Raw genomic sequence first — 23,703 nt, forward strand, 5'->3', positions numbered from 1 at the left:
CACGACCCCGGGAGGTGTGGTGGCGCCGGACGTCGACGTCAGGAACCTGCGCGCGGACGACCTGCGCTACCTCTTGGCGGTGGCGAACACCGGCCGGCTCGTGGCGGCCGCAGACGCGCTCGGTGTCAACCACACGACGGTCTCCCGCAGGATCGGCTCTCTGGAGAGGGCACTCCACGCACGGTTGGTCGAACGGGGTGCCGACGGCTGGGAACTCACCGAGACCGGGCGGGCGGTCGCCGAACACGCCCGCCCGATCCAGGAAGCGCTCGAGCGTGCGGCGCTGGCCGCCGCCGGCGATCGACCCGATGCGCTCACCGGCACGATCCGGATCACGGCGCCGGACGGATTCGGTACGGTCTTCGCCGCTCCCGCGCTCACCCGCGTGCGGGAGCGGCATCCGAACCTCAGCGTCGAGCTGATCACCGCGACCAGGCAGCTCGGCCTGCACCAGTCCGGTTTCGATCTCGCGATCGCCATCGGCAAACCCGTGACGGCCCGGCTGTTCACCGAGCGCCTCGGCGAGTACACCCTCGCGCTCTACGCGAGCGACGCGTACCTGGCCGAGCACGGCGACCCGGCGACGGTCGAGGAGATCAAGAAGCACACCTTGGTCTTCTACGTCGACTCACTCCTGCAGGTCGGCGACCTCGACCTCGGCAAGTACCTCCCGGCGGCCACCGCCCGGTTCACCTCGACGAACATCTTCGCGCAGCTGGAGGCGACCCGCGGCGGCGCCGGGATCGGGCTGCTGCCGAAGTTCCTTGCCGTGCGGGCGCCGGAGCTGCGCAGGATTCAGGCCGACGTGCCGCCGCTGAAGCTGAGCTTCACGCTCGCTGCGCGGCGGGACTCCGTTCCCCGCCCCGCGGTACAGGTCGTGCGCGAGGCCCTGCACGAGGAGGTCCGGGCGCGCCGGGAGGAGCTGCTGTGATCCCTCACGTGAGGTCCGGGCGACGGTGCCGGACGGGACTGACGCCCTCCAGCGCGGCCGCCAGGCGCAGGACGAGCGCTTCGTGGTACCACCGCGAGACCAGCTGAACACCGATCGGCAGTCCCTCCGCGCTCACCCCGAACGGCAGTGACAGCGCGGGAAGCCCGGTGAGGTTGAACGGGACGGTCGCGCGCATGATGCCGCGGGCCGGGACGACGGCGTCTCCGACCGGGAACTTCGACCGGCCGGGTGGCAGGGCGGGGACCGGGCAGACCGGGCACAGCAGTGCGTCGTAACGGTCGAAGTAGCCGGCGAACATCGAGCTGAGCGCGGCCACCTGCTGTTGTGCGGCGACGTAATCGGCCAGGGTTCCTTCCGGTGCGCCGATCGTCCGCTGGATGACGGGATGCAGATCGTCCTCGTGCCCGGCGGCGGCCCGGCGGAAGTACGGGACCACTTCGGCGGTGAACAACGTGGCACTCACCGCGGTGGCGTCGATCTCCGCCAGCCCGGCAGGAGGTGCGTGCTCGACCGTGCAACCCAGCTCCCGCAAGGCGTCTGCGGCGCCGGAGACGGCGGCGGCGACGTCCTGGTCCACCGGGCCGAACGCGGGCTCACTCGCCCAGCCCACCCGCAGCCCGGCCAGGCTCGACGGTCCGTTGCCGTCCCACGGTGGCGCGTGCCGCACGTGCCCGTCGATCCCGTCCGGGCCGGCCACGGCGTGCAGCACGGTCTCGATGTCACGCACGCTCCGGGCCATCGGACCGACATGCCAGTACCGGGCGGGTACTTCGGGCCAGTGCCCGGTGACGGGTATCCGCCCACGGGTCGCCTTGAGCGCCACGATGCCGGTGTCGTGGGCCGGACCGCGCACCGAGATGGCGACATCGCTGCCCAGCCCCAGCGGCGACATCCCGGCGGCGATCGCCGCCGATTCCCCGCCGCTCGAGCCGCCCGGCGTGCGTGCGGTGTCCCACGGATTGCGGGTCAGGCCGGTGAGCCGGTTGTCGGTCTCGGTCCAGTAGGAGAACTCGGGCAGGTTCGTGGTGGCCAGCGGGATCCCGCCGGCGGCGCGCAACCGGGCCACCGCGGTGGCGTCCGCGGCGGGGCGGCGGTCCCGGAAGAGGAGCGAGCCGCGGGCGGTGACCGCACCGGCCACGTCCAGCGCGTTCTTGACGGTGAACGGGACGCCGTGCAGCGGCCCCACCACCCGGCCCGCGGCGACGTCCTCATCCGCGGCGCGCGCTCCCTCGCGAGCCTGCTCGGCCAGCGCGGCCACGAGCGCGTTGAGTTTCGGGTTCACCGCCTCGATCCGGTCCAGGTGCGCTTCCAGCACGTCCACCGCGGAGAGCTGCCGGGTGCGGATCCGCTCGGCCAGCTCGGTGGCATCCAGTCCGCAGATCTCGTCTGCGCTCACGGAAACTCCTTCGCTCCGGCGTACTTGTTGTGCGGTGTCCTTGCGCAGCGCCGGATTCCGGCCGGTGGCCTCGGCTGCCATGCGGCAAGCCTACCAGACTAACCGGATAGATGAATCCGATCGGATACTTCTTCCGTTTACTGCTACAGTGGCGACGTCGTCCCTACGAGGAGGAGCTTCGATGAGCCCCACGTCCGAAGTCGCGGTGTCCGCCGAATCGGTGGTGGTCGCCGGTCGTACCCGCACGTTGACCGTCGTCCACCGGCCGCGGGCGAGCGCCGCTCCGGTGCCGGTTGTGCTGGTATTCCACGGTTCCATGCAGACCGCCGCCACGATCCGCTCGTTCACCGCGAACATTCTCGACGACCTCGGGGCACAGTCCGGGGCCGTCGTCGCCTACCTCGACGGGTACCAGCGGCACTGGAACGATGCGAAGATCGTCAACTCCTCCGCCGCGCGCACCGACCACATCGACGACGTCGCTTTCGTCAAGGCTGCCGTCGAACTGCTGCAACGCCGGTACGGCGGCGACGGTGAACGGGTGCACGCCGTCGGATTTTCCAACGGCGGCCAGCTGGTCCTCCGCCTGATCCACGAAATCCCGTCGGCACTGGCGGGTGCCGCGATCCTGTCCGCGACCCAGCCGGTCCCGGAGAACTTCGCTCCCGACGACCCGCAGGATCAGCCCGTGCCGGTCATGTTCGTGCACGGCACCAAGGATCCGATCACCCCGTACGGCGGAGGCATGGCGAAGATGTACCGCTTCCGCCCTCGTGGGCTTGGCCTGTCCGCGCCGGATACCGCCGCCTATTACGCGCGCCGCAACGCAATCACCGCCGAACCCGTCACCTCGCCGGTGGCCTCGGGCGCGGGGCCGACCCGAGTGGAGCGCACCGACTACCGGCAACCGGGCCGTGCGCCGGTGACGCTCTACACCGTGCACAACGGCGGCCACGCCGTCCCCGGCCCCAAGAGCGCCAGACCACGGTTCCTCGTCGGCCGGACCGAGCACGCTTTCGACGTAGTGCAGGCGATCGGGGACTTCTTCGAACTGTGAGCGCTTTTCACCCCGCAGTGGCCGAGGCCGGTGGGCGAAAGTGCCGTCGAAGCGGGCGCGGCTTGTCCCCGAGCGAGCCGGCCAGGAACATCGACTCCGACAACTGCATGCTGCTCTGCCGCTTTCGGTTCGCTTCGTCATGCAGGGTTCCTGGGATGGGTTCGCGATTCCCGGCATCGCATCGGTGGGGTGCGGACTGGCGCCAGTGCCGGCAGCAGACCGATCGAGTCGCTGCTCCCGGGTGCGCGGCGGAATGCGACACCTCGAACAGTGGCCCGATCCGGCGCATCGTCACGTTTGTCCGCCAGTAGATCGCGACCAGCAGAACCCGATCAGCCGGCGGCAACGCCCACTACCGGCCCGCGCCGTCGTCCGCGATCTCGTCCCGCCTCGTGACCGCTCGTGCCAGCTTGCGGAACTGGCCCGACACCGGATTGCGAGACATCCCTTAGAGGTCGTCCTGCGGCCCGAAGGCTTCGACGGATACCGCCTGCCATTTCTTCCAGGTGGCGAGGCGCGCTTCGTATTCCTGTGTCATCGATTCCAGTTGCGACTTGCCGAAGAAAATGCGCAGCGGCGGATCTTCTGCGTCCGCCACGGCGAGAATGGCGTTTCGTGTGGCCCGTGCGTCGCCGAGGTTGCCGGCATCCCAGGATCGGCTGAGTGCTTCGCGGACACCGTCGTAGGCCGGGTTCGGTTTGCTTTGCCTCGCGCCGACGGCGAGCCAGTCGGTGCCGTAAGGGCCGGGTTCGACCATGGTCACCTTGATGCCGAACGCCGCGACTTCCTGTGCGAGGGACTGCGAAATCCCTTCGAGTGCCCATTTGGACGCGTGGTAGGCCCCGATTCCGGGGAAAGCCGTCACCCCGCCCTCACTGGTCACCTGGATGAGGTGGCCCGACCGTTGTTCGCGCAGGATCGGAAGGGCTGCCTGGGTGATCCAGAGTGCACCGAACACATTGGTCTCGAGCTGGTCGCGGATGTCGTCCTCGCTCAGCTCTTCCACCATGCCGAAGTGGCCGTATCCGGCGTTGTTGACCACGACGTCCAGCCTGCCGAAGTGCTCGGCCGCCCTGGCCACGGCGGCGCGGCCCGCGGCGCGATCGGTGACGTCGAGTTCGATCGGCAGCACGAGTTCGCCGTAGCTCTCGACGAGGGAATCCACCGTGCGGACATCGCGGGCGACCGCGGCGACCCGGTCGCCGCGGTCGAGGGCCGCTTCGGTCCAGTGGCGTCCGAACCCCTTCGAGGCGCCGGTGATGAACCACGTCTTCGCCATGTTGATCTCCTCGGACGCAATCTTGCCGTCACCGTAGTATTGCTGTTTCGGCAATACTACCAGAGGGTACGGTATGGCCATGGACACGCAGGCCGGGCACCGGCAGCAGCGGCGCAAACAGCGCACCCGGGACGCCATCCAGGACGCCGCGCTGACACTGTTTGCCGGGCGCGGGTATCGGGTCACGACGATGAACGCCATCGCGGAAGCCGCCGACGTCGCACCGCGTACGGTCACCTTTCACTTCCCGACCAAGGCCGACCTGTTGTTCGGCGCCGACCCGTTCACCAGGGAGTCGCTCGAGGCCCGGCTGAACAGCCGCGCCGAGGGGGAGTCGACGCTGGCGGCGCTGCGCGACTGGATGGTCGCCACCATGCTCGAGCTGAGTTCCGAAGCGCCGGAAGCGCAGCGACGCGTGTGGCGCCGCCGCGCCCTGCGGGCACAGGTGATCGGTTCCGACGACGAACTGCGCGCCCGTGCCCGCGCCGGCTATTACCCTTACGAACAACTGATCGCCGCTCACCTCGCGGATGATCTCGGGCTGCCTGCCGACGCACTGGTGCCGCGCCTGGCGGCAGCGACTTCGGTGACCGGGCTCCGTGAGCTCTATCAGACCCACGAAGTGGAGTCCTCGGACGCCGCCGAGTCGACGGACGCGCTCATCGCACTGGTCGACCAGGTACTCGCCTTCGCCGAGGCAGGCATCGAAACCACCCGGTGACCGGCGCACCCCGCACCGCACGGAACGGGAGCTGCCGCGGGGAAAGTACGGACCGGGGGAGAGCCTCGATGAACGCGATCGTCGGCACGGAGTCCGGTGCGAGGCGCGCCGGTCAACGGTGGGGTGACGGCGTTCGGTCAATCCGCGCGCGCGTCCTCGATCACCGCTCTGGTCGCCGCGAACGGTGCCGGCGGGCTGTTTCGGCGGGCGAGGCGCTGGCGGCCGTGTCCCCGGCGGACATCCATGCGGTGCAAGGGAACCCGGTGGCGGTGCTGTCCGCCGATCCGGGCGCCTGGACCCATCCGCACAGCCCGTACGCGGTGCTCCTCGACGGCGAACTGCCCGACGAGCGGCTGTGGGTGACGTTGCGGCGCACCGGTTCCGGGAAGTCGATCGATCTGGTCTGTAGCGGTCTGGCCGACGAGGCCCGGATCTTCACCACAGGCCTGGATCCTGCCGTGGCCGACCCGGTACGGGCGCCCGCAGCATCGGCCCGGACGAGGCCGCGGTGCGGGACTACCGCCCGGCGCGCCCCGGTATCACCGATGCCGACCCGTCCACGCTGACCGCTTCCGACGGGATGTTCCGGATGCCCGCGCGCTGGTGCGCCCGTGCCCACGCCGACGGTCGACTCGCTGTCGCCTATCGCTCCGCTGTGGTCCTGCACGCGGGCACTATCCGGACCAACGCATCATCAGCCACGCCCTAGTGGCTCTCGCCCTTGGCCAGCCAGCCCGGGGTGTCGAACCGGACGGGCTGGGTGCCGACGAGTTCGCCCAGGTGGCGTTCCAGGGTCTCGAGTTCGGTTGCGCCGATCCGGTCGGCCCACTGTTCCCGGAGGTGGTCGAAGATCTCTTCGCCGGTGCGCAGTACCTGCAGGCCGAGATCGGTGACCTGCAGGCGCTTGCGCCGGGCGTCGCGTGGATCGGGTTCGGTCGAGACGTAGCCGCGTTCCTGCAGCACGGCGATCGTGCGCGCGGCGGACTGTTTGGAGATCGACAGCCTGCGGCCCAGCTCGGAGGCGTTGTCGGCGCCCGCGGTGATCGCACGCATGGCGAAGTCGTGGACCGGGCGGACGTCGTCGAAGCCGTGCCGGGCGAGTTCGGCGATCGCCGCGTCCACCATCACACGGAAACCGCCGAGCAGGGAGAGCGCGAGATCGGCGCCGGAACGGGACACGGATCCAGGTTACCGGGCTGGGTGGACAAACGACAGTCTGGGTGTCTAGTTTCGACACCTAGACTGTCGATCTGAGGAGAACTCATGAGCTCGGAGACTGCCGGCGCGACGATCCCGTCCGTCGTCCACCACCGCGTGCACGGCGGTGGCACGGTTCTGCACTACGTCACTGCCGGATCGGCGGGGTCGCCGGTCCTGCTGGTCCACGGATTCCCGGAGACGTGGTGGGCCTTCCGCGAGGTGCTTCCGGTGCTCGCGGCCGCGCATCGGGTGGTCGCGGTCGACCTGCGCGGGTTCGGGGATTCGGGCATTGCGTCGGAGGAGCACGACAGCGCCGTGGCGGCGGCGGATCTGCACCGGCTGATCGACCACCTCGGCCTCGGTCCGGTTCATCTCGTGGCACAGGACATCAGCGGGGCGACGGTCCTGCGTCTCGCCGCGGACCATCCGGAGCAGGTGCGCAGCCTCACCGCGATCGAAATGGGCCTGCCCGGGTACGGATTGGAGGCGCTGGCGGACCTCGCCAACGGTGGCGCGTGGTACATCGGAGTCCTTGCCGAGCCGGGGATTCCCGAGCTGCTGCTCGAGGGGCGGGAGCGCGAGTTCCTCGCCGGGCTGCTCGGTCCCGGCGCGGCGGGCGCACTCGACGAGTTCGTGCGGACCTACTCCCGGCCGGGCGCCTGGCGCGGTGCCGCCGGTCTGTACCGGTCGATGCTGCGCGAGGGGCCGGAGATCCGGGAACTCGTGCGACGGCACGGGCTCGCCGTGCCGGTTCTCGCGGTGGGCGCCGGGGGCGGGCCGTTCACCGCGGCGACCGTGCGCCAGGTCGCCCGGTCCGAGGTGGTCGAGGTGCAACTGGACGGAGTGGGCCACTACGCGGCCTTGGAGGCACCCGTCGAGGTCGCGGAAGCAATTGCCGGGTTCCTCGCGCCGCTGGACGCGAGCGCGGTCGCCGACCCGCTCTGACCGGCCACGAGCGGACCAGCTTCCCCGCACCGCCGTGGGCAAGACTCGGATTGCGTCGTAGCCCTTGTCGACGACGAGAATCATGAAGGCAGCGCACAAACAGCCGGGCAACGACGTCTACGTCCCGTTCGGCCCCGCGCGCCGCACGGTGCCGAAGACCGGCTGACCACCCGGACAGGCGGCTTGCGGCAACGGGAGAGTCCGGGGGGGCGAGGTCCGTTTCGCGTGCTCGCCGGGCCGGCCAAGGCCCACATCCCCCACGACGGCACCGCGATGTACCGGGCCACGCAGGACTTTCAACGGGGTGCCGGCGCAATTCGTGCTTCGTTGCGTCCCGGCGATTGAACCTCCATTGTGGACTCGCATCGGCGGCGAGGCGAAACACCTGCGGTCGCATTCGCCCGCGGGGGTGGTGTGCATCGCGTGGTTCGGCAATGCTGGGCAGCCGGGACAGGAGGTGCGGCGTGCAGGTCGTCATCGTCGGAGCGGGGATCGGTGGGCTGACCGCTGCGCTGCGGCTGCACCAGGAAGGCATCGAGTGCGTCGTGCACGAGCAGAGCGAGCGGAGCACCGAGCCGGGTGTCGGGCTCAACGCCCTGCCGCACGCGGTCAAGGAGCTCGCCGCACTCGGGTTGCTCGACCGGCTGGACGAAATCGGGATCCGCACCCGCGAGCTGAGCTACACCCACCGGCTGGGCCAGCTGATCCTGCGCAAGCCGTGCGGGCCGGCCGCCGGATTCACGCTTCCCCAGTTCTGCCTGCACCGGGGCCGGTTGCAGGGCATGCTGCTGCGGGCGGTCCGGGAGCGGCTCGGTCCGGGCGCGGTGCGGAACGGACACCGGCTGACCGGGTTCGAACAGGACGCGAGCGGTGTCCGGGCACACTTCGCCGACCGGTCCGGTGGCCGGTCCGTCGTCGCGCACGGCGACGTACTGGTGGCGGCCGACGGCATCCATTCCACCGTGCGGGCACTGCTGTTCCCGGGGGAGGGCCCGCCCCGGTGGAACGGTGTCCTGATGTGGCGCGGCGCCACCGACTGGCCGGAGTTCGACGGCGGGCAGTCGATGATCGTCGCCGGTGGCACCGCGGCCAAGCTGGTGATCTACCCGATCGCGGAAGGCCGGAGCGCGGGCACCCGGCTCACCAACTGGGCGATCTGCATCCGGACCGGGAAACCCGGTGATCCGCCGCCGGAGCGCCAGGACTGGGCCCGGCCCGCCGACCGGGCGGAGCTGGCCCGGTACCTCGGGCGGTTCCGCTCGGCAACGGTCGAGCACACCGCACTGGTCGCGGCCACCGAGGAGATCTTCGAGTTCCCGATGTGCGACCGGGACCCGTTGCCCGCCTGGTCGCACGGCCGCGTGACGCTGCTGGGCGACGCCGCCCATCCGATGTACCCGATGGGGTCCAACGGTGCCGGACAGGCGATCCTCGACGCCGCCGCTCTCGGCAGGCACCTGGCGGGGCACCCGGACCCGGTCGAGGCGCTGCGGGCCTACAAGGACGATCGGCTGGCAGTCACCGGCGAGATCGTGCTCCGCAACCGCCGAGGCGGGCCGGAGAACGTCATCGACGAGGTCGAACGTCGCGCGCCGGACGGCTTCTCCCGCCTCGAGGACGTGATCGACGCGGCGAGGCTCGAGAAGATCGTCAGCGGCTACGCACAGGCCGCCGGTTCTTAGCAGCAGCAGGTGAACGAACCCGGCCGGTGACGTCGCTGCGGATCGTTCAGGCGCCCTCCACCGAACCGGGCGGCAGGAACTCGACGTCGCACAACGCCGAAACCCGGACCACCTCCGCCGGGTCCGTCAGGTTGTGCAGCTTGTCGAACAGTTCCGCGAGCCGCCCGGCCGGGCTCACCCAGAACAGTCCTCGCGTGTCGGCCTCGCCGCGGTTGTAGTAGGCGTGCGGGAGCCCCTTCGGCATCCGCACGGTGTCGCCGGGACCGGCGGTTTCCCATTCGCCGTCGAGGTAGAGGGTGAACACGCCGTCCAGGACGTAGATGTGCTCGTCCTGCGTCGGGTGCACGTGCGGCGGTACCCCGGTGCCGGGCGGATCGAGCGTCTCGAACGCGAAGCTCGACTCGCCTGCGGACTTCATGGTGTAGGTGTGCCCGAGCACGTTCCACACCTTCTTCCGCATGCCCTCCCGAGCGAGCGTGATCCCCTTCGGCAGGGGACCGAGCACGATTTCCTCGCCGGTCATCACACCTCCCGGGCCGATGTTTGCCTCGGCTACGCACTCTGCGCCATGCCGGCCCCGAAGTACAGCCGCCGACGGTGCCCGCTTTCACCGGCGGCTCATCGGGCACCTGCCGGCACGGCCGCCCTCGGGACCTGGGCGAGGAAATCGTCGACGAGTGCGGAGATGTCCGCCGCGTCCACGGCGACGCCGAACAGGTAGTGGTCCGCACGGGCGAGCAGTGCGGTGGCGCCGGTGTCCGCCCAGAAATCGCGGTAGGTGCCGTCGGCGTCGGCGCGGTCCTCGATCTGCACCACCTGGACGGCCAGCTGCGCGAGCCGGGCGAGCCGATCCGGCCCCAGCAGATCCTCGAGCGGCAGCGGGCTGATCAGCTGTGCGCCGTAGCCGACGAGATCGTCGAGCCGGGCCTCGGCGTCGCCGAGCCGGACCACGCCCTGCGGCGCCAGCTCTCCGGCGTAGGCGGCCGGTGTGCCGGCCGCGTCCCGCCGCAGCACCCCTGCGACCAGACCCGGGATCGGCGGGAAGGTGATTTCGCCTGCGCGCGAAGCGGCGTCCCGGACCGCGGCCTTCTCCGGATCCAGCTCGTTGACGTACTGGTAGATCGCCAGCGAGCCGTGGACGAAGAACGCGGATTGGGGAAGCCGTTCGGGCTCGTAGGTGTCGAGCAGTGCCTCGTCGGCCGCCCCGGAGAGCACGAGACTCAGCTTCCACGCGAGGTTCGCGGCGTCCCGCATGGCGCAGCAGGCACCCTGCCCCATATAGGGCGTCATGGCGTGCGCGGCGTCCCCGCCGAGGAACACCCGCCCGGCCCGGAACGCACGGGCGATGTGCGAGCGGAACCGGTAATCGACCCGGCGGGTCATCCGGACGTCTTCGCGGGTCAGCCCGAACCGTTGTTCGAGGAACGCGTATCCGCGGTCCTCGCTCAGCATCTCGTCGAGATCCTCGTGCGGCAGCACCCGGACGTCGGTGCGGCACCGCCGGGCGCCGTTCGGCCCGGCAAACCACGGGCGGGCCGGATCCATGTGGTACTGGGTGCGGGTCATCTCCGCGGGCAGTGGCCGGATCGCGTCGAAATCGGTGAGGATCCACCGCTCGTCGTGCTCGCGGAGCACGTCGAGCTCGATCCCGGCCGCCTGCCGGACGAAGCTGCTGGCCCCGTCGAATCCCAGGACGTACCGGGCGGAGACCTCGCTCCGCGCGCCGTCGCCGGTTTCGACCGTGACCCGGACCGCGGCACCGGACTGGTCGATGCCGACGGCCCTTGCGCCCCAACGCACCTCGACCGAGGGGCGCTGCGCGATCCGCGCCTCGAGCGCGGCCTCGATATTCGGCTGGTGCAGCGAGTAGTGCGACCAATGCCCGGCGATCCGGTAGTCCCAGTCGATCGGCGGCACGGGTTCCCCGTCGGCGCCGTACACCGAAATGCGCGGCGCCTGGATCGCGTCCCGCATCGCCTCGGCCGGGTCCGCGGCGTGCTGCAGCACGCGGGCGATCTCCCCGTCGAGCGTGCTCATCCGGGGCTGGCCGTAGGGCGCGGGTGCCTTGTCCAGCACCAGCACCCGGTGGCCCGCCTGGCCGAGCAGCGAAGCCACCACCTCACCGCCGGGGCCGAACCCGACGACCACCACGTCAACGTCGACTGCCATCAGCCTCTCCTCACTGAGAGCGCACGGTCACTGTCCTGGATCAAATTGTATACGACAATCCGAAGATTAGGGATGCGCATCTCGGCTGTCAATGCGTAATTTATCTTATATAAAGGGAAAGATGTGAGCGCGACAGGTTGTACACGCCTCCGGTGACAGTGGAGTTGTGTACGATATTTCGTCTTCGGTAGGGGTTGTTCTTCAGCTGCGGACGGCGAATCCGCCCGCCCAGCGGAAGACCGGCGGGGTGGCCCGTGCGGCTTCCGCGGCCCGCGAACGGGGTGCCTCGCCCAGTGCGGCGAGCAGCTTCTCCTGCTGCAGGACCAGCCGGGCCAGCGACTCGGGGGTGAGCCAGTCCGGCCGCAGCCCGAAGGCCAGGTCCTCGGTGGCGGTGTTGCCGCCGGCGCCGGGCGCGAACGGGCAGCCGCCCAGTCCGCCGAGTGCGCCGTCGACCATTTCCGCACCGGCGGCGACCGCGGCGAACGCGTTGGCCAGGCCCTGCCCCCACGTGTCGTGGCCGTGGAAAACGACGCGACGGCAAGGGGTTTCGGCGCGGACCCGCCGGACGAGCCTGCCGACCTCGGCGGGCACGGCCTGGCCGAGGGTGTCGCACAGGACGATGTCCGCCGCGCCCGCGGCACGGGGGTCGTTGGCGATCGCGACGACCCGGCCCGGATCGACCGGACCGTCGAACGGACAGCTGAACGAGGTGGCGAGGCACAGCTCGATCCGCCCGCCCGCGGCCAGCACCGACTCGATCGACCCGGGTAACCCGGCCAGGCTGGTCTCGGTGGCACGGCCGAGATTGGCCCGGTTGTGCGCGTTGCTGACGGAGAGGCAGTACTGCAGGTTCCGGGCGCCGGCGTCGAGGGCACGGCGCACGTGCGCCGGCGTGGCGACCCATACCCAGCAACGCTCCAGCTCGGCCTCGGTCAGTGCGCCGACCACTTCGAGTGTCCCTGCCATCGGGGGCACCAGCCGCGGGTTGGCGAGTGAGCCGATCTCCAGTTCCGGGACACCGGCCTGCACCAGCTCGCGGGCCAGCGCGATCTTTTCGGCGACCGGCAGGACGGTGCCTGCCAGCTGCAATCCGTCCCGCAGGGTGACGTCCCTGATCACGGTCATGTGCGGTCCCTCCGAAGCACTTCGGCAGTGTGTTCGCCGAGTTCCGGGCCCAGGCTCCGGACCGGCAGCGACCGTTCGCCGATGACCGGCACGATGCCGGGGAACCCGACGCGCCGCACGCCGTCGCCGGTGTCGACGTCGAAGTACTGGACCATGTCGCGGGCGGCGTACTGCGGATCGGCGACGATGTCCGCGGCAGTGGAGATCGGCCCGGCAGGCACTCCTGCCTCGGCCAGGGCCGCAAGCACCTCGTCCCGCGGCCGCGCGGAACTCCATTCCTCGATCGCCGCGTCGAGTTCGTCGACCCGGGCCCAGCGGGCCGAGTTGTCCTGGAGATCGGGGCGGGCGGCCAGATCGGGCCGGCCGATCGCGGCCATGAACCGGCGGAAGATCGCGTCGCCGTTGCCTGCGACGACCACGCTGTCCCCGTCCCGGCACCGGTACGCGTTGGACGGTGCGATGCCTTCCATCCGTCCGCCGGTACGGCGCCGCTGCACCCCGTAGGCGAGGTGGTCGGGCACCAGCGATTCGGTCACCGACAGGACCGCCTCGTTGAGCGCGACGTCGATGATCCGTTCGGACAGCGGCGGGATCGGCGCCCGCGGGTCCCGTGCCCGGCTCAGCAGCACGACCACCGCGCCGAACGCACCGTAGATTCCCGCGAGAGTGTCCCCGATCGAGACACCGGTCCGGGCCGGCGGCCGGTCGGGTTCCCCGACGAGCGCCCGCAGTCCGCCGACTGCCTCGGCCACGGCGGCGAACCCCGGTTCGCCCGCGAGCGGGCCGTGCTGCCCGTAGGCCGAGACCCGGACCACGACGATCCCGGGCCGGGCCCGGTCGAGCTCCCGGGGCCCGAGACCCCAGGACTCCAGTGTGCCGGGCCGGAAGTTCTCCAGTACGACGTCGCAGCCCGCGGCGAGTTCCAGCGCGGCGGTGCGTCCGTGGCCGGTTTTCAGGTCCAGCTCGACGGACTTCTTGTTGCGGTTGAGGGTGTGGTGCAGCATCGAGGTGCGGCCGCGGTAGCGCCGCCAGGTCCGGATCTCGTCTCCGGTGCCGGGCCGCTCGACCTTGATCACCTCGGCACCGAAGTCCGCGAACAGCCGGCCTGCCGTCGGTGCGGCGATGTAGTTGCCGAGTTCCAGTACCCGCAGACCGGCCAGCGGGAGCGTGCTCATCGTGCCGGCCCGGTCGTCGCGGCGCTGAGATCCACCTCGGAATCGTTGCGCTGCAGGGAAAGCCGGTTCTTGGCGATCTTGCTCGTCGCGGTGAGCGGCCAGATCCGGACGAACTCGAGGTAGCGGGGGCGCTTGTACGGCGGCAGCCGCCGGGCGCACCATTCGCCGAGTTCGCCGGCGGTGACGGTCTGCCCGTCGACCGGACGGACGAACGCCTTGACGTCCTCTTCGGACAGTTCCGAGGGCACACCGACCACCGCGCTCGAGGACACCGCAGGATGGGCGTCGAGCACCGCCTCGACTTCGGCGGGGGAGAGGTTCTCCCCGCGGCGGCGGATCATTTCCTTGAGCCTGCCGGCGAAGGTGAAGTGCCCGTCGGTGCTCCGGCGGACGAGATCGCCGGTGCGCAACCAGCCGTCGACGCGCAGTGCGGCCGTTTCCTCCGGCAGGCCGGCGTATCCCGGGGTGATCGCGGGGTTGCGCAGCTGGAGTTCGCCGACCTCGCCGTCGCCGACCGGGTCGCCGCAGGCCGGATCGACCACCCTGGCCTCGTTGATCCGGCCGAGCCGCGGGTGCTGGCGGGGCTTGCCCATCGACCCGTGCACCGTAGCCTCGTCGACCGGGCTGATCAGCCCGTACGGCGACTCGGATTGGGCGTAGCCGATGACGAGCCGGAACCCGAAACGATCCTCGATCGCGACGTGCCGTTCCGCGTCCGGCGCAGGGGCGGAGTAGCAGAGCCGGAGCCGGTGTGCGCGCTCGGCAGGCGCCGGGTCCGGGGCCATGAGGATCTCCAGCATGGCCCCGATCATGTTGACCACCGTGGCCCCGCTCTCCCGGGCGGTCTGCCAAAACGTGCCTGCCGAGAACCGCGGGAGCAGCACCAGCCGTGCCCCGCAGCCCCACGAACCGAGCGTCGAATAGGACTGGGCGTTGAGGTGGGTCAGCGGCAGTGCGGTGAGCAGGACGTCGTCCTCGGTCAGCCCGAGCCAGTACGGGAAGCCCTCACCCGCCATCGTGTACATGCCGTGGGTCTGGATGATGAACTTCGGCTTGCCGGTGCTGCCGGAGCTCTGGATGTAGCCGGCGTGACTGTCCGGTGTGGACTCCGCGGCGGTTCGCCCGGCCGCGGTGCGCAGACTGTCCACTGTGGCCACCTCGACTCCGCCGGGGATCTCGACGTCGGGTCCGGTCACCACGATCGACGGCTCGGTGGCCTCGACGACGGCGGGCAGTTCGGCCTCGGCGGCCTTCGGGTTCACCGCGACGGCGACCGCCCCGGCCAGCGTCGTACCCAGCCAGGCGCGGAGGAAGCCGAGGCCATTGGGCAGCACGATCACGACCCGGTCGCCGGGGGACACACCGGCGGCCCGCAGGCCGGCCGCGCAGGCCAGTGCGTCGGCGTACATCTCGGCACGGGTCGCCTGCCCGTCGGGGGCGGTGCACCAGGGCCGGTCGGGCCAGCGGGCGGCGCCCGCGGCGAGGTACTCGGGGAGGGTGCGCACGCCGGTCATCGCCGCGTTCCTTCGAGATCGTCGGCGCGGACCGGAATTCCGATCTGCCGCAACCATTCGTCGCGATCGAACAGCGTCCGGACCGAGCGGACCCGGCCGCGGCCGACCCGCACGATGGCCACCCCGCCCAGCCGGAACCGTTGCCCGGAGCCGTGTGCCGGCACGCCTGCCCAGGTCAGCGTGCCGGTGAACGCGCCGCTGAACTCCACCTCCACGAGCACCCGGCCGGCGGCAACCGCCGGTGCATGCCGCAAGGTCATCGCGATCTCGCCGAAAGTCGAGCGCACGCCGAGGAAATGCCCGACCGCCGCGTCCCGCCCGGCCACCGGCTCGGGCCTGAACAGTGAGTGGATCGCCGCGTCCTCGCCGAGCGCGGCGGCAAGGCCGGCCACGTCACCGGACTCGTGCGCGGTGTACCAGCGACCGAAGACATCCAGGGTCCGCGCGTCGTCGTCGTGGATTCGATCCACCAGTCGACTCCCTCGCCGTATCGGGTAAGTTGTATACGAAATTACCCTAGGAAGCCTGGCGTGCCGATGTCAAGCACGCAATTCTCGGAACAGTCCTCAGTAAGTTGTGTACGAAAGAGGCAGTATCTGTCATACTCGGCGACGGCTCCGCACCCGGGCACCGAATTCGAGATCGGACGACATGAACGACTTCACCCCGCCGCTGCGCACGTCCATCGGGCACGCCACACCGGACTCGATCGAGGTCTGCGGGCACGATCTGACCAACGGGCTGATGGGCGAGGCGGACTTCGCCGCGGTGTTCTTCCTCCTGGTCAGCGGGCGGCTGCCGGACAACGGCGAGGCGCGGCTGTTCAACGCGATCCTGGTCGCGCTCGCCGACCACGGGCTCACGCCGAGTGCGCTGGCCGCCCGGCTCACCTACACCGGCGCACCGGAAGCGGTGCAGGGTGCGGTGGCGGCCGGTCTGCTCGGTGCCGGCTCGGTCTTCCTCGGCGTGTTCGAGGATGCCGGCCGGATGCTCCGTTCGGCGATCCCGGCCGGGGACGGCGATCTCGACGCGATCGCGGTCCGGCTGGTCGAGGACCACCGGGAGCGCAAGGCCCGGCTGCCGGGCCTCGGCCACCCGATCCACACCGAGGGCGATCCGCGTACCGCCCGGCTGCTGCAGATCGCCGAGCAGGAGAACCTGCTCGGGCCGCACATCCGGCTGATGCTGCGGGTCCAGGCGGTGGCCTCGTCCGGTGGGAAGTCGTTGCCGCTGAACGCAGGCGGGGCCAGCGGGGCGCTGCTGTGCGATCTCGGCATCGACACCGCGGCGCTGCGCGGCGTGGCTCTCGTCGCCCGTTCCGCCGGCCTCGTCGGACACGTCGTCGAGGAGGCCCGGTCCCCGCTCGGGCGATGGCTGTGGGACACCGCCGAACGCGAAACCACTTACGTTCGACCTGACTGACGGAGGAGATCGTGGACTTCACCGAAGAGCAATCCGCCGACGTCGCGGCGGCAAGCTTCGACAACACCGCAGACCCGCGGCTGAAGGAGGTCATGCAGAGTGCCGTGCGGCACCTGCACTCCTTCGTACGTGAGGTCCGGCCGAGCACCGGGGAATGGGAAAAGGCGATCGAGTTCCTCACCGCCATCGGACAGGCCTGTACCGACACCCGGCAGGAGTTCATCCTGTTCTCCGACACCATGGGTGTTTCGATGCTGGTCGAGACGATCAACGGGGCCGGGGGAGAGCTGCCCGAGGGCGATGCGGCCAGGCCGACCGCGCCGACCGTGCTCGGCCCGTTCCACCTGACGCAGAGCCCGGAGCACGAACTCGGCGATCTGCTCAACACCACCGGGCAGGGCGTGCCGCTCGTGGTCGAGGGCCGGGTCACCGATCCGGCGGGCAAGGCGATCCCCGGGGCGCGGCTGGACACCTGGCAGGCCGACGGCAAGGGCTACTACGACGTCCAGCTCGAGGGCGGTCTCCCGGAAGGCACCGGGCGCGGTCTCTTCACCGCCGACGACGAGGGGTATTACTGGTACCGCAGCGTGCTGCCGCGCTACTACCCGATCCCGGTCGACGGGCCCGCGGGTGACCTGGTGCTGCGGGCCGGCCGCGAGCCCTACCGGCCCGCGCACTTGCACTTCATCGTCGAGGCCGAGGGCTACCAGCCGGTGACCACACATGCCTTCGTCTCCGATTGCGAGTATATCGAGCGAGATGTCGTGTTCGCGGTGAAGAGCAGCCTGATCCGCGACTTCGTGGTAGTCGACGACGAAGCCGAAGCCGAGCGGTTCGGGGTCAGCGCACCGTTCCGGCACGTGCGGTTCGACGTCGTCCTCGCGCCGGAGGAAGGCTGAAGCCACGGATGGTGCCGCCCGCCGCCCGCCGCCCGCCGCGGGCAAGGCGGGCGGCCACGCCGTCCTCGTACCGGGTGCGCGATAATCGAACCGACCGCACCTGGGGATCGGAGAGCAGGATGACCGGATCGGCGAAGGAGCACGCGTACGACGTCCTCCGTCGCGGCATCGCCGACGGCACCTACCCGGCAGGCAGCTGGGTGCGGGAAGACGACGTCGCCGCTGCCGCCGGGGTCAGCCGGACACCGATTCGTGAAGCGCTGCACCGGTTGCAGGCCGAGGGACTGGTGCAGCTGATGCGGCACCGGGGTGCGCTCGTGGTCGGCTGGACGGCCACCGATCTGGACAACCTCTACGAGCTGCGCACCACGATCGAGAGCTACGGCGCCGGGCGGGCCGCTCTGCACCGCAGCGCCGAGCAGCTGGAAAACCTGCAGAAGCTCTGCACCGCGATGGACGAGATCCTGCCGACCGCGGGCGAGCAGCAGATGCAGCAGCTCGCCGCGCTGTGCGTGGAGTTCCACAACGAGGTGCACCGGGCATCCGGGAACCGGCAGCTGGCCGCGCTGGTGCCCGCCATCGTGGCACCGCCGTTCGTCAGCGAGGCGTTCCACCACCACACCCGGCTCGACCTCGAACGCTCCTTCGACCACCATCGCGAGCTGGTGCAGGCCATCGAGGCCGGGGACAAGGAGTGGGCCGAGTCGATCATGCGCGCCCACCTGCGGCACGGCAGGCAGTCGCTGCACCGGATGGAACGGCATCTCCCGCTGACCGCGCCCGAAGACTGACCGGCCCGGACCGCGAACCGGCTTCCCGGTGGTTCGCCGCAACGACAATGTCCGGTCCGGATGCGGGGCGCCGGGGTACCGGTCTTCCGGGTACCCGGAACACTCCGCGGGCAAAACTGCCGATCAGGGCCGCCCGCGGGCGGCCGGGTTCGTGAACTACCGGCAAACGGTGGTCCGGACCAGCCGGAACTGATCAAGTTCCTGGCTATACTCGCCGAATGCTGTTCGTTGATCTGCTGGGTGCACCGTACGCCACGATCGACGGGCGCGAAGTCGAACTGGGGCCGCCGCGGCAGCGGGCGTTGTTCGCGCAGCTGGCGATCCAGCGTGACCGGGTGGTTTCGCGGACCGAGCTGATCGACGGGATCTGGGGGGAGCAGCCGCCGAGCAGCGTTCGCGGCAGTATCTACACCTACGTTTCCCAGCTGCGGCAGTCGCTGGCCGGCGGCCGGAAGGTGGCGACGAAGGATTCGGCGCTGATCAGCGTCGGATCGGGTTACCGGCTGCGCCTGGAAGCGGAGAACATCGACAGCCGGCGGTTCGAGAACGCCTTCCAGCAGGCGGCCGAATCGCTGGCGGCCGGCGACGCCGAAGCGGCGATCGGCCGATGGGACGAAGGCCTCGGGCTGTGGCAGGGTGAGCCGTTGGCCGGCGTGCCGGGCCCGTTCGCCGAGCACGAGCGGGCGCGCCTTTCGGCGGTGCGGCTGACCGCCATCGAGGACCGGGCCGAGGCGTTGCTGGGGCTCGGCCGGGAATCCTCCACGGACCTCGATCTCGCGGCGGCCGTGGCGGAAAACCCGCTGCGGGAACGGCTGCGGGCACTGCACATGATCGCGCTGTACCGCGCGGGCCGTCAGGCCGATGCACTGGAGCAGCACGAGCAGCTCCGCCGGATGCTCGCCGACGAACTCGGCGTCGACCCCGGTCCCGAGGTGCAGGAGGCATACCAGCGGATTCTGGTCAACGAACCGGCACTGGCCGACCCCGCCACGCGCCGGGTCGCCCGGATCACCCGGCCGCAGCCGCCATCGTCGGGCGAACGCAGTCCCTACCCCGGGCTGCTGTCCTTTTCCGCAGGCAACGCCCAGTACTTCTTCGGCAGGCAGCAGCTGACCACCACGCTGGTGGACCGGCTCGGCGATCCGGAGGAGGGCGGTGGTCCGATCGCCGTGGTCGGCGCATCGGGTTCGGGCAAGTCCTCGTTGCTGCGTGCCGGGCTGGCCGCGTCGATCGACGGGATGGACCTGGCGACGCCCCGCCGGTGGTCGTGGCTGCTGATCACGCCGGGCAACAAACCGGTGGAAGCACTCGCCTCGGCGCTGGCGCATGCGACCGGCTCCCCGCAGGCGGAAATCCTCGACCACATCCGGCACCGGCCGGATGAGCCGGCACGGATCCTCGGCAACCAGCGCGACGACCGGCCGGTCCTGATCGTCGACCAGTTCGAAGAGCTGTTCACGTTGTGCGACGAGGAAAGCGAGCGCCGCGCGTTCGTGCAGGCGCTGACCGCGGTGAGCACGCCGACCGAGGAGGTGCCGGTACCACCGCTGTCGGTGGTCCTGGCGATCCGCGCCGACTTCTACGGGCACTGCGCCCAGTTCCCCGAACTCGTCGGCTCGCTGGAACGTGCGCTCGTGGTCGGCCCGATGACCGGTGCGTCGTTGCGGGAGGCCATCGAACGCCCGGCCGAGCTGGCCGGACTCGAACTGGAACCCGGTCTGGTCGAGTTGCTGCTGCGTGATCTGAGCGCCGAGCAGGACACCGGCGGTGTGCTCCCGCTGCTGGCGCATGCACTGCTGGCGCTCTGGCAGGTGCGCGAGGGCAACCGGCTCACCTTGCGGGCCTACGCCGAGGTCGGCGGAGTGCACAAGGCCATCGCCACCACCGCCGACACGACCTACGCCCGTTTCGACCCGTTCGGCCGCGAGCTGGTGCGCCGGATGCTGCTGCGCATGGTCTACGTCGGCGAGGGCGTGGAGGTCACCCGCAGGCGGGTCGAGCGGGTCGGCCTGATCGAGGGATCCGGCAATCCGGAGGCCGCCACTGCGGTGCTGGACGCACTGGCGCGCGCCCGGCTGGTCGTGCTGGACGAGCACACCGCGGAGATCAGTCACGAGGCGTTGCTGCGTTCGTGGCCGAGGCTGCGCCAGTGGATCGCGGACGACAGCGAGGGACTGCGGCTGCACCAGCTGCTGTCCCAGGACGCGCTGGCCTGGGAGCGGGAGGGCAAAGACGAGTCGGCGCTGTACCGGGGCACGCGGCTGGCCATCGTGCGGAACTGGGCCGACGCGCTGCCGGACGATCGCACGCTCGCCCCGGTCGAACGCGAACTGCTCACGGCGAGCGTGGCGCGGGAGGACCGCGAACGGCAGGCCGAGGTGCATCGCACCAAGCGGCTGCGCCGGCTGGTCGTCGGGCTGACCGTGCTGCTGGTGGTCGCCGTCACGTCGACGGTGATCGCACTGACCGAGCGGAGTACCGCGATACAGGCGCGCGCGGACGCCACCTCCCGCCAGGTCGCGCTGCGGGCGGACTCGGTCCGTGCGGCCGATCCGGCGCTGGCCGCACAGCTCAGCCTTGCCGCGTATCGGATCTCACCGACCACGGAGGCCCGCGGGAGCCTGCTCACCACGTCCGGTGCGCCGTCGGCGACCAGGCTGCTCGGGCACACCGACGGCGTGGCCGCGTTGTCGTTCAGCGGCAACGGAACGCTGCTCGCGAGCGCGGGCAAGGACAAGACCGTCCGGCTGTGGGACGGCAAGTCGCGCGCCGCGCTGGCCACCGTGCCCACCGCGAACGCCGCGTACGGGGTGGCGCTGAGCAAGGACGGCAGGCTGATGGCGGTCGGTACCGCCGACGGTGGCGTGCTGCTGTGGGACGTGCACGACCCACGGCACCCGGCCCGGCTGGCGACCGGACGCGGGCACACCGACAGCGTGGTGGCGGTGGCCTTCAGCCCGGACGGGCGGAAGGTGGTCAGTGCCAGTGCGGACAAGACGCTGCGGCTGTGGACCGTAGCGTCCGGCAAACTGGTCTCGCCCATCGTGCTCGCCGGCCACGAGCAGGCAGTCACCTCGGTGGCCTTCAGCGCGGACGGTCAGCTGATCGCCAGCGGCGGGTACGACAACAGCGTCCGGCTCTGGCGTGCCGCGGACGGGACCTCGGCCGGCGTGCTGGCGGGGCACACCGGCGCGGTGACCGGGGTGGCCTTCAGCCCGGTCGGCCATCTGCTCGCCAGTGCGGGCTACGACGAGACCGTCCGGTTGTGGGACACCGAAACCCGCTCGTCGGTCACGACGCTGACCGGTGCCACCAGTTTCCTGGAGGCGGTGGCGTTCAGCCCGGACGGGCGCACCGTCGCCGCGGGCGGCGACGACCACAACACCCTGGTGTGGGATGTCGGCGCCGGGCTCAAGGTGGCCACTTTCGCCGCGCCCGCGACCATCCGTGCGGTGACGTTCAGCCCGGACGGGTCCGAGGTCGTCACCGGCGCGGCGAACTGGACGGTGACCATGTGGGACGTGCGCGCCGCCGAAGTCAACGGACGGGCGATGTCCGGCTGGAGCATGGCGTTCAACCCGTCGGGCAGAGTGCTCGCGAGCGGACACTACGACGGTACGGTGCATCTGTGGGACATGGCCGATTCGCGGCGCCCGAAGGAATGGGCCGTGCTGCCCCCGCACGGCAACGCGGTCACCTCGGTCGCCTTCGGCCCGGACGGCCGCCTGCTGGCCGATGCCAGCTACGACCACACGGTGGCACTGTGGGACGTCTCCGATCCCCGGCATCCGGTGCGACTGTCCACTCTGGACGCGTCGGACGGACAGCTGGAATCCGTGGCGTTCAGCCCGGACGGCCGCACGCTCGCCAGCGCGGGTGACGACCACCGGATCCGGCTCTGGGACATCTCGGATCCCCGCCGGGTGGGGCCGATCGGCGCTCCGCTCACCGAGCACACCGACGTGGTGAGTTCCGTGGTGTTCAGCGGGGACGGGAAAACACTGGCCAGCGGCAGCTACGACGGTACGGCCCGGCTGTGGGACGTGTCGGATCCGCGGCACGTGGTGCCGAAGGAGAAGGTGTCCGCCGCCCAGTCCGCGCCGATCAGGGGTATCGCGCTGGCACGGGACGGGCACACGCTCGCGACCGCGGGCGACGATCACGCGGTGGAGCTGTGGGACATCACCGCAACGCCGGCGCTGCTCAGCTCCCTGACCGACCACACGAACACGGTCACCTCGGTGGCGTTGAGCGCGGACGGCAAGCGTCTCGCGAGCGCCAGCTGGGACCGCACCGTGTCCACTTGGGACATCAGCGATCCGCGTGCCCCCACGTTGACCGGGAGCCTGTCCGGTCCGGCCGACAACGTGACCGCGGTGACCTTCAACCCCGGCGACGGCAGTATCACGGCCGGGGTCGCGGACGCACCGAACGTCGTCTGGCAGAACGATCCCGAGTCGGTCGCCAACCAGATCTGCGCAACGAGGGGGACCCCGCTCAGCGAGCAGGAATGGGAAAAGTACGTCGGCGACGACTCGTTCGTCGATCCGTGTGCCGAGAGCTGACGGTGCTGCCGTCCCGGCCTTCCGGCAAGGCCGGTCCCGTTCCACGGCGTACCGCCGGCGATTCAGCCGAGTAGTCCGTCCACGATCAGGTCGGCGAGTTCGCGCGCGGTGCGTGCCTGGCTTTCCGGGGTGACCGGCCGTGCCCGGCCGAGCCGATGGGCGAGCGGCAGCTGCACGAGGGCGGCGACCGGGCTGATCACCGCGAAGAAAAGCACGTCGATGGGGACGGTGGGCAGCCGGCCGGCCGCCATGAGCCGTTGCACGGCCGGGACCAGCGGTCCCAGCGTCGGCTCCACGTAGTGCTCGTAGAGGTGGTCGAGGCGCTCGGACTCGCGGGCGAACTCGTCGGCCAGCAAGCGGCCGAGCAGTGGCATCTCGACGGCAGCCTGGTAGAAGTGGGTGATCACCGCACGCACCCGTCCGGCGTCGTCCAGGTCGGCGTCGAGCAGCTGCTGGCGTTCCCGCTGGTCGCTCTCCAGGATCGAATCGACGACGGTGCGCCAGAAGTTGGCCTTGGACCCGTAGCGGTCGTTGATGAAGTTGTGGCTGACCCCGAGCCGTCTCGCGAGCTCTCTGGCCGAGGTCCGGTCGTAGCCGAGCTCGGCGAAGGTCTCCATGCCCCGCCGGAGGATCTCGGCCTCGGGCGGCACCGGGCGCGAGCCCGCTCCGGGACGTCCCGGTCCCCGCGTCGCGTCGGTCCCCGCCTCCTGCACCGCCATGGGTTCATTCTCCCTCTGCGCCGATCGGCAGCCGTCCGGGGGACAGGCTCAGCTTGACAGCTGTCAGATTACGCCTAATCTGACAGGTGTCA

General features: G+C 70.6%; 20 protein-coding genes and 1 pseudogene. 10 read left to right on the forward strand and 11 right to left on the reverse strand.

Going from position 1 to position 23,703, the window contains the following annotated elements:
• The first annotated feature begins 19 nt into the window (after positions 1–19).
• Positions 20–931: a LysR family transcriptional regulator gene (locus ABD793_RS02995; protein WP_344854980.1), complete on the forward strand. Its 912-nt coding sequence runs from the start codon at positions 20–22 to the stop codon at positions 929–931.
• Positions 932–935: 4 nt separating this feature from the next.
• On the opposite strand, the gene ABD793_RS03000 is transcribed toward ABD793_RS02995, so the two are convergent.
• Positions 936–2,429: an amidase gene (locus tag ABD793_RS03000; RefSeq protein WP_344854982.1), complete on the reverse strand. Its 1,494-nt coding sequence runs from the start codon at positions 2,427–2,429 to the stop codon at positions 936–938.
• A gap of 100 nt (positions 2,430–2,529) precedes the next feature.
• Here ABD793_RS03000 and ABD793_RS03005 point away from each other — a divergent pair, with 100 nt between their 5' ends.
• On the forward strand, positions 2,530–3,405 hold the full coding sequence (locus ABD793_RS03005) for a CE1 family esterase (RefSeq protein WP_344854984.1): 876 nt from the start codon (positions 2,530–2,532) through the stop codon (positions 3,403–3,405).
• Between the two features lie 191 nt (positions 3,406–3,596).
• Here ABD793_RS03005 and ABD793_RS03010 read toward each other — a convergent pair.
• Both ABD793_RS03010 and ABD793_RS03015 read right to left on the reverse strand, forming a co-directional pair.
• A pseudogene (locus tag ABD793_RS03010) lies at positions 3,597–3,850 on the reverse strand (helix-turn-helix domain-containing protein); the annotation flags it as partial.
• A gap of 3 nt (positions 3,851–3,853) precedes the next feature.
• Positions 3,854–4,684 carry an SDR family NAD(P)-dependent oxidoreductase gene (locus ABD793_RS03015; protein WP_344855764.1) on the reverse strand — a complete coding sequence of 277 codons (831 nt, stop codon included), beginning with the start codon at positions 4,682–4,684 and terminating at the stop codon, positions 3,854–3,856.
• A 79-nt stretch (positions 4,685–4,763) separates the two neighbouring features.
• Here ABD793_RS03015 and ABD793_RS03020 point away from each other — a divergent pair, with 79 nt between their 5' ends.
• Both ABD793_RS03020 and ABD793_RS03025 read left to right on the forward strand, forming a co-directional pair.
• Positions 4,764–5,405 carry a TetR/AcrR family transcriptional regulator gene (locus ABD793_RS03020; protein ID WP_344854986.1) on the forward strand — a complete coding sequence of 214 codons (642 nt, stop codon included), beginning with the start codon at positions 4,764–4,766 and terminating at the stop codon, positions 5,403–5,405.
• 263 nt (positions 5,406–5,668) lie between these two features.
• A complete protein-coding gene (locus tag ABD793_RS03025; RefSeq protein WP_344854988.1) occupies positions 5,669–5,971 on the forward strand; it encodes a hypothetical protein in 303 nt (100 codons plus the stop codon).
• Positions 5,972–6,110: 139 nt separating this feature from the next.
• Here ABD793_RS03025 and ABD793_RS03030 read toward each other — a convergent pair whose 3' ends face one another.
• The gene (locus tag ABD793_RS03030; RefSeq protein ID WP_344854990.1) at positions 6,111–6,584 is read right to left on the reverse strand and encodes a MarR family winged helix-turn-helix transcriptional regulator; all 474 of its coding nucleotides are present in this window, start codon (positions 6,582–6,584) and stop codon (positions 6,111–6,113) included.
• 84 nt (positions 6,585–6,668) lie between these two features.
• Here ABD793_RS03030 and ABD793_RS03035 point away from each other — a divergent pair, with 84 nt between their 5' ends.
• Both ABD793_RS03035 and ABD793_RS03040 read left to right on the forward strand, forming a co-directional pair.
• The gene (locus tag ABD793_RS03035) at positions 6,669–7,550 is read left to right on the forward strand and encodes an alpha/beta fold hydrolase (protein ID WP_344854993.1); all 882 of its coding nucleotides are present in this window, start codon (positions 6,669–6,671) and stop codon (positions 7,548–7,550) included.
• Between the two features lie 464 nt (positions 7,551–8,014).
• The gene (locus ABD793_RS03040; protein ID WP_344854996.1) at positions 8,015–9,232 is read left to right on the forward strand and encodes a flavin-dependent oxidoreductase; all 1,218 of its coding nucleotides are present in this window, start codon (positions 8,015–8,017) and stop codon (positions 9,230–9,232) included.
• A gap of 46 nt (positions 9,233–9,278) precedes the next feature.
• Here ABD793_RS03040 and ABD793_RS03045 read toward each other — a convergent pair whose 3' ends face one another.
• The 6 genes from ABD793_RS03045 to ABD793_RS03070 form a co-directional block, all read right to left on the reverse strand.
• Entirely contained in the window at positions 9,279–9,755 is a 477-nt protein-coding gene (locus ABD793_RS03045; protein WP_344854998.1) for a cupin domain-containing protein, read from the reverse strand.
• Positions 9,756–9,850: 95 nt separating this feature from the next.
• Complete coding sequence (locus tag ABD793_RS03050) at positions 9,851–11,401, reverse strand: bifunctional 3-(3-hydroxy-phenyl)propionate/3-hydroxycinnamic acid hydroxylase (protein WP_344855000.1); 1,551 nt, start codon at positions 11,399–11,401, stop codon at positions 9,851–9,853.
• A gap of 201 nt (positions 11,402–11,602) precedes the next feature.
• Positions 11,603–12,526, reverse strand: coding sequence for a beta/alpha barrel domain-containing protein (locus tag ABD793_RS03055; protein ID WP_344855002.1), 924 nt, complete (start codon positions 12,524–12,526; stop codon positions 11,603–11,605).
• The gene (locus ABD793_RS03060) at positions 12,523–13,701 is read right to left on the reverse strand and encodes a CaiB/BaiF CoA transferase family protein (RefSeq protein WP_344855004.1); all 1,179 of its coding nucleotides are present in this window, start codon (positions 13,699–13,701) and stop codon (positions 12,523–12,525) included. Before ABD793_RS03060 ends, ABD793_RS03055 begins: the two co-directional genes overlap by 4 nt.
• Positions 13,698–15,215, reverse strand: coding sequence for an AMP-binding protein (locus ABD793_RS03065; protein ID WP_344855006.1), 1,518 nt, complete (start codon positions 15,213–15,215; stop codon positions 13,698–13,700). The genes ABD793_RS03060 and ABD793_RS03065 overlap by 4 nt, the downstream gene beginning before the upstream one ends.
• Positions 15,212–15,685 (reverse strand): ester cyclase, encoded by a 474-nt coding sequence (locus ABD793_RS03070; RefSeq protein WP_344855008.1) that lies wholly within the window; start codon positions 15,683–15,685, stop codon positions 15,212–15,214. The genes ABD793_RS03065 and ABD793_RS03070 overlap by 4 nt, the downstream gene beginning before the upstream one ends.
• Positions 15,686–15,866: 181 nt before the next feature.
• Here ABD793_RS03070 and ABD793_RS03075 point away from each other — a divergent pair, with 181 nt between their 5' ends.
• From ABD793_RS03075 to ABD793_RS03090, 4 genes are all read left to right on the forward strand, one after another.
• Entirely contained in the window at positions 15,867–16,637 is a 771-nt protein-coding gene (locus ABD793_RS03075) for a citryl-CoA lyase (protein WP_344855010.1), read from the forward strand.
• Positions 16,638–16,648: 11 nt separating this feature from the next.
• A complete protein-coding gene (locus ABD793_RS03080) occupies positions 16,649–17,536 on the forward strand; it encodes a dioxygenase family protein (protein WP_344855012.1) in 888 nt (295 codons plus the stop codon).
• Between the two features lie 119 nt (positions 17,537–17,655).
• The gene (locus ABD793_RS03085; protein ID WP_344855014.1) at positions 17,656–18,327 is read left to right on the forward strand and encodes a GntR family transcriptional regulator; all 672 of its coding nucleotides are present in this window, start codon (positions 17,656–17,658) and stop codon (positions 18,325–18,327) included.
• Positions 18,328–18,545: 218 nt separating this feature from the next.
• Positions 18,546–22,892, forward strand: a complete 4,347-nt coding sequence (locus tag ABD793_RS03090) for an nSTAND1 domain-containing NTPase (RefSeq protein WP_344855016.1) — start codon at positions 18,546–18,548, stop codon at positions 22,890–22,892.
• Positions 22,893–22,954: 62 nt separating this feature from the next.
• Here the strand turns inward: ABD793_RS03090 and ABD793_RS03095 are convergent, their stop codons facing one another.
• Entirely contained in the window at positions 22,955–23,611 is a 657-nt protein-coding gene (locus tag ABD793_RS03095; RefSeq protein ID WP_344855018.1) for a TetR/AcrR family transcriptional regulator, read from the reverse strand.
• Between the last annotated feature and the right edge of the window lie 92 nt (positions 23,612–23,703).

Source organism: Amycolatopsis ultiminotia (genome assembly GCF_039536925.1).
GTDB classification, from domain to species: Bacteria; Actinomycetota; Actinomycetes; order Mycobacteriales; family Pseudonocardiaceae; genus Amycolatopsis; species Amycolatopsis ultiminotia.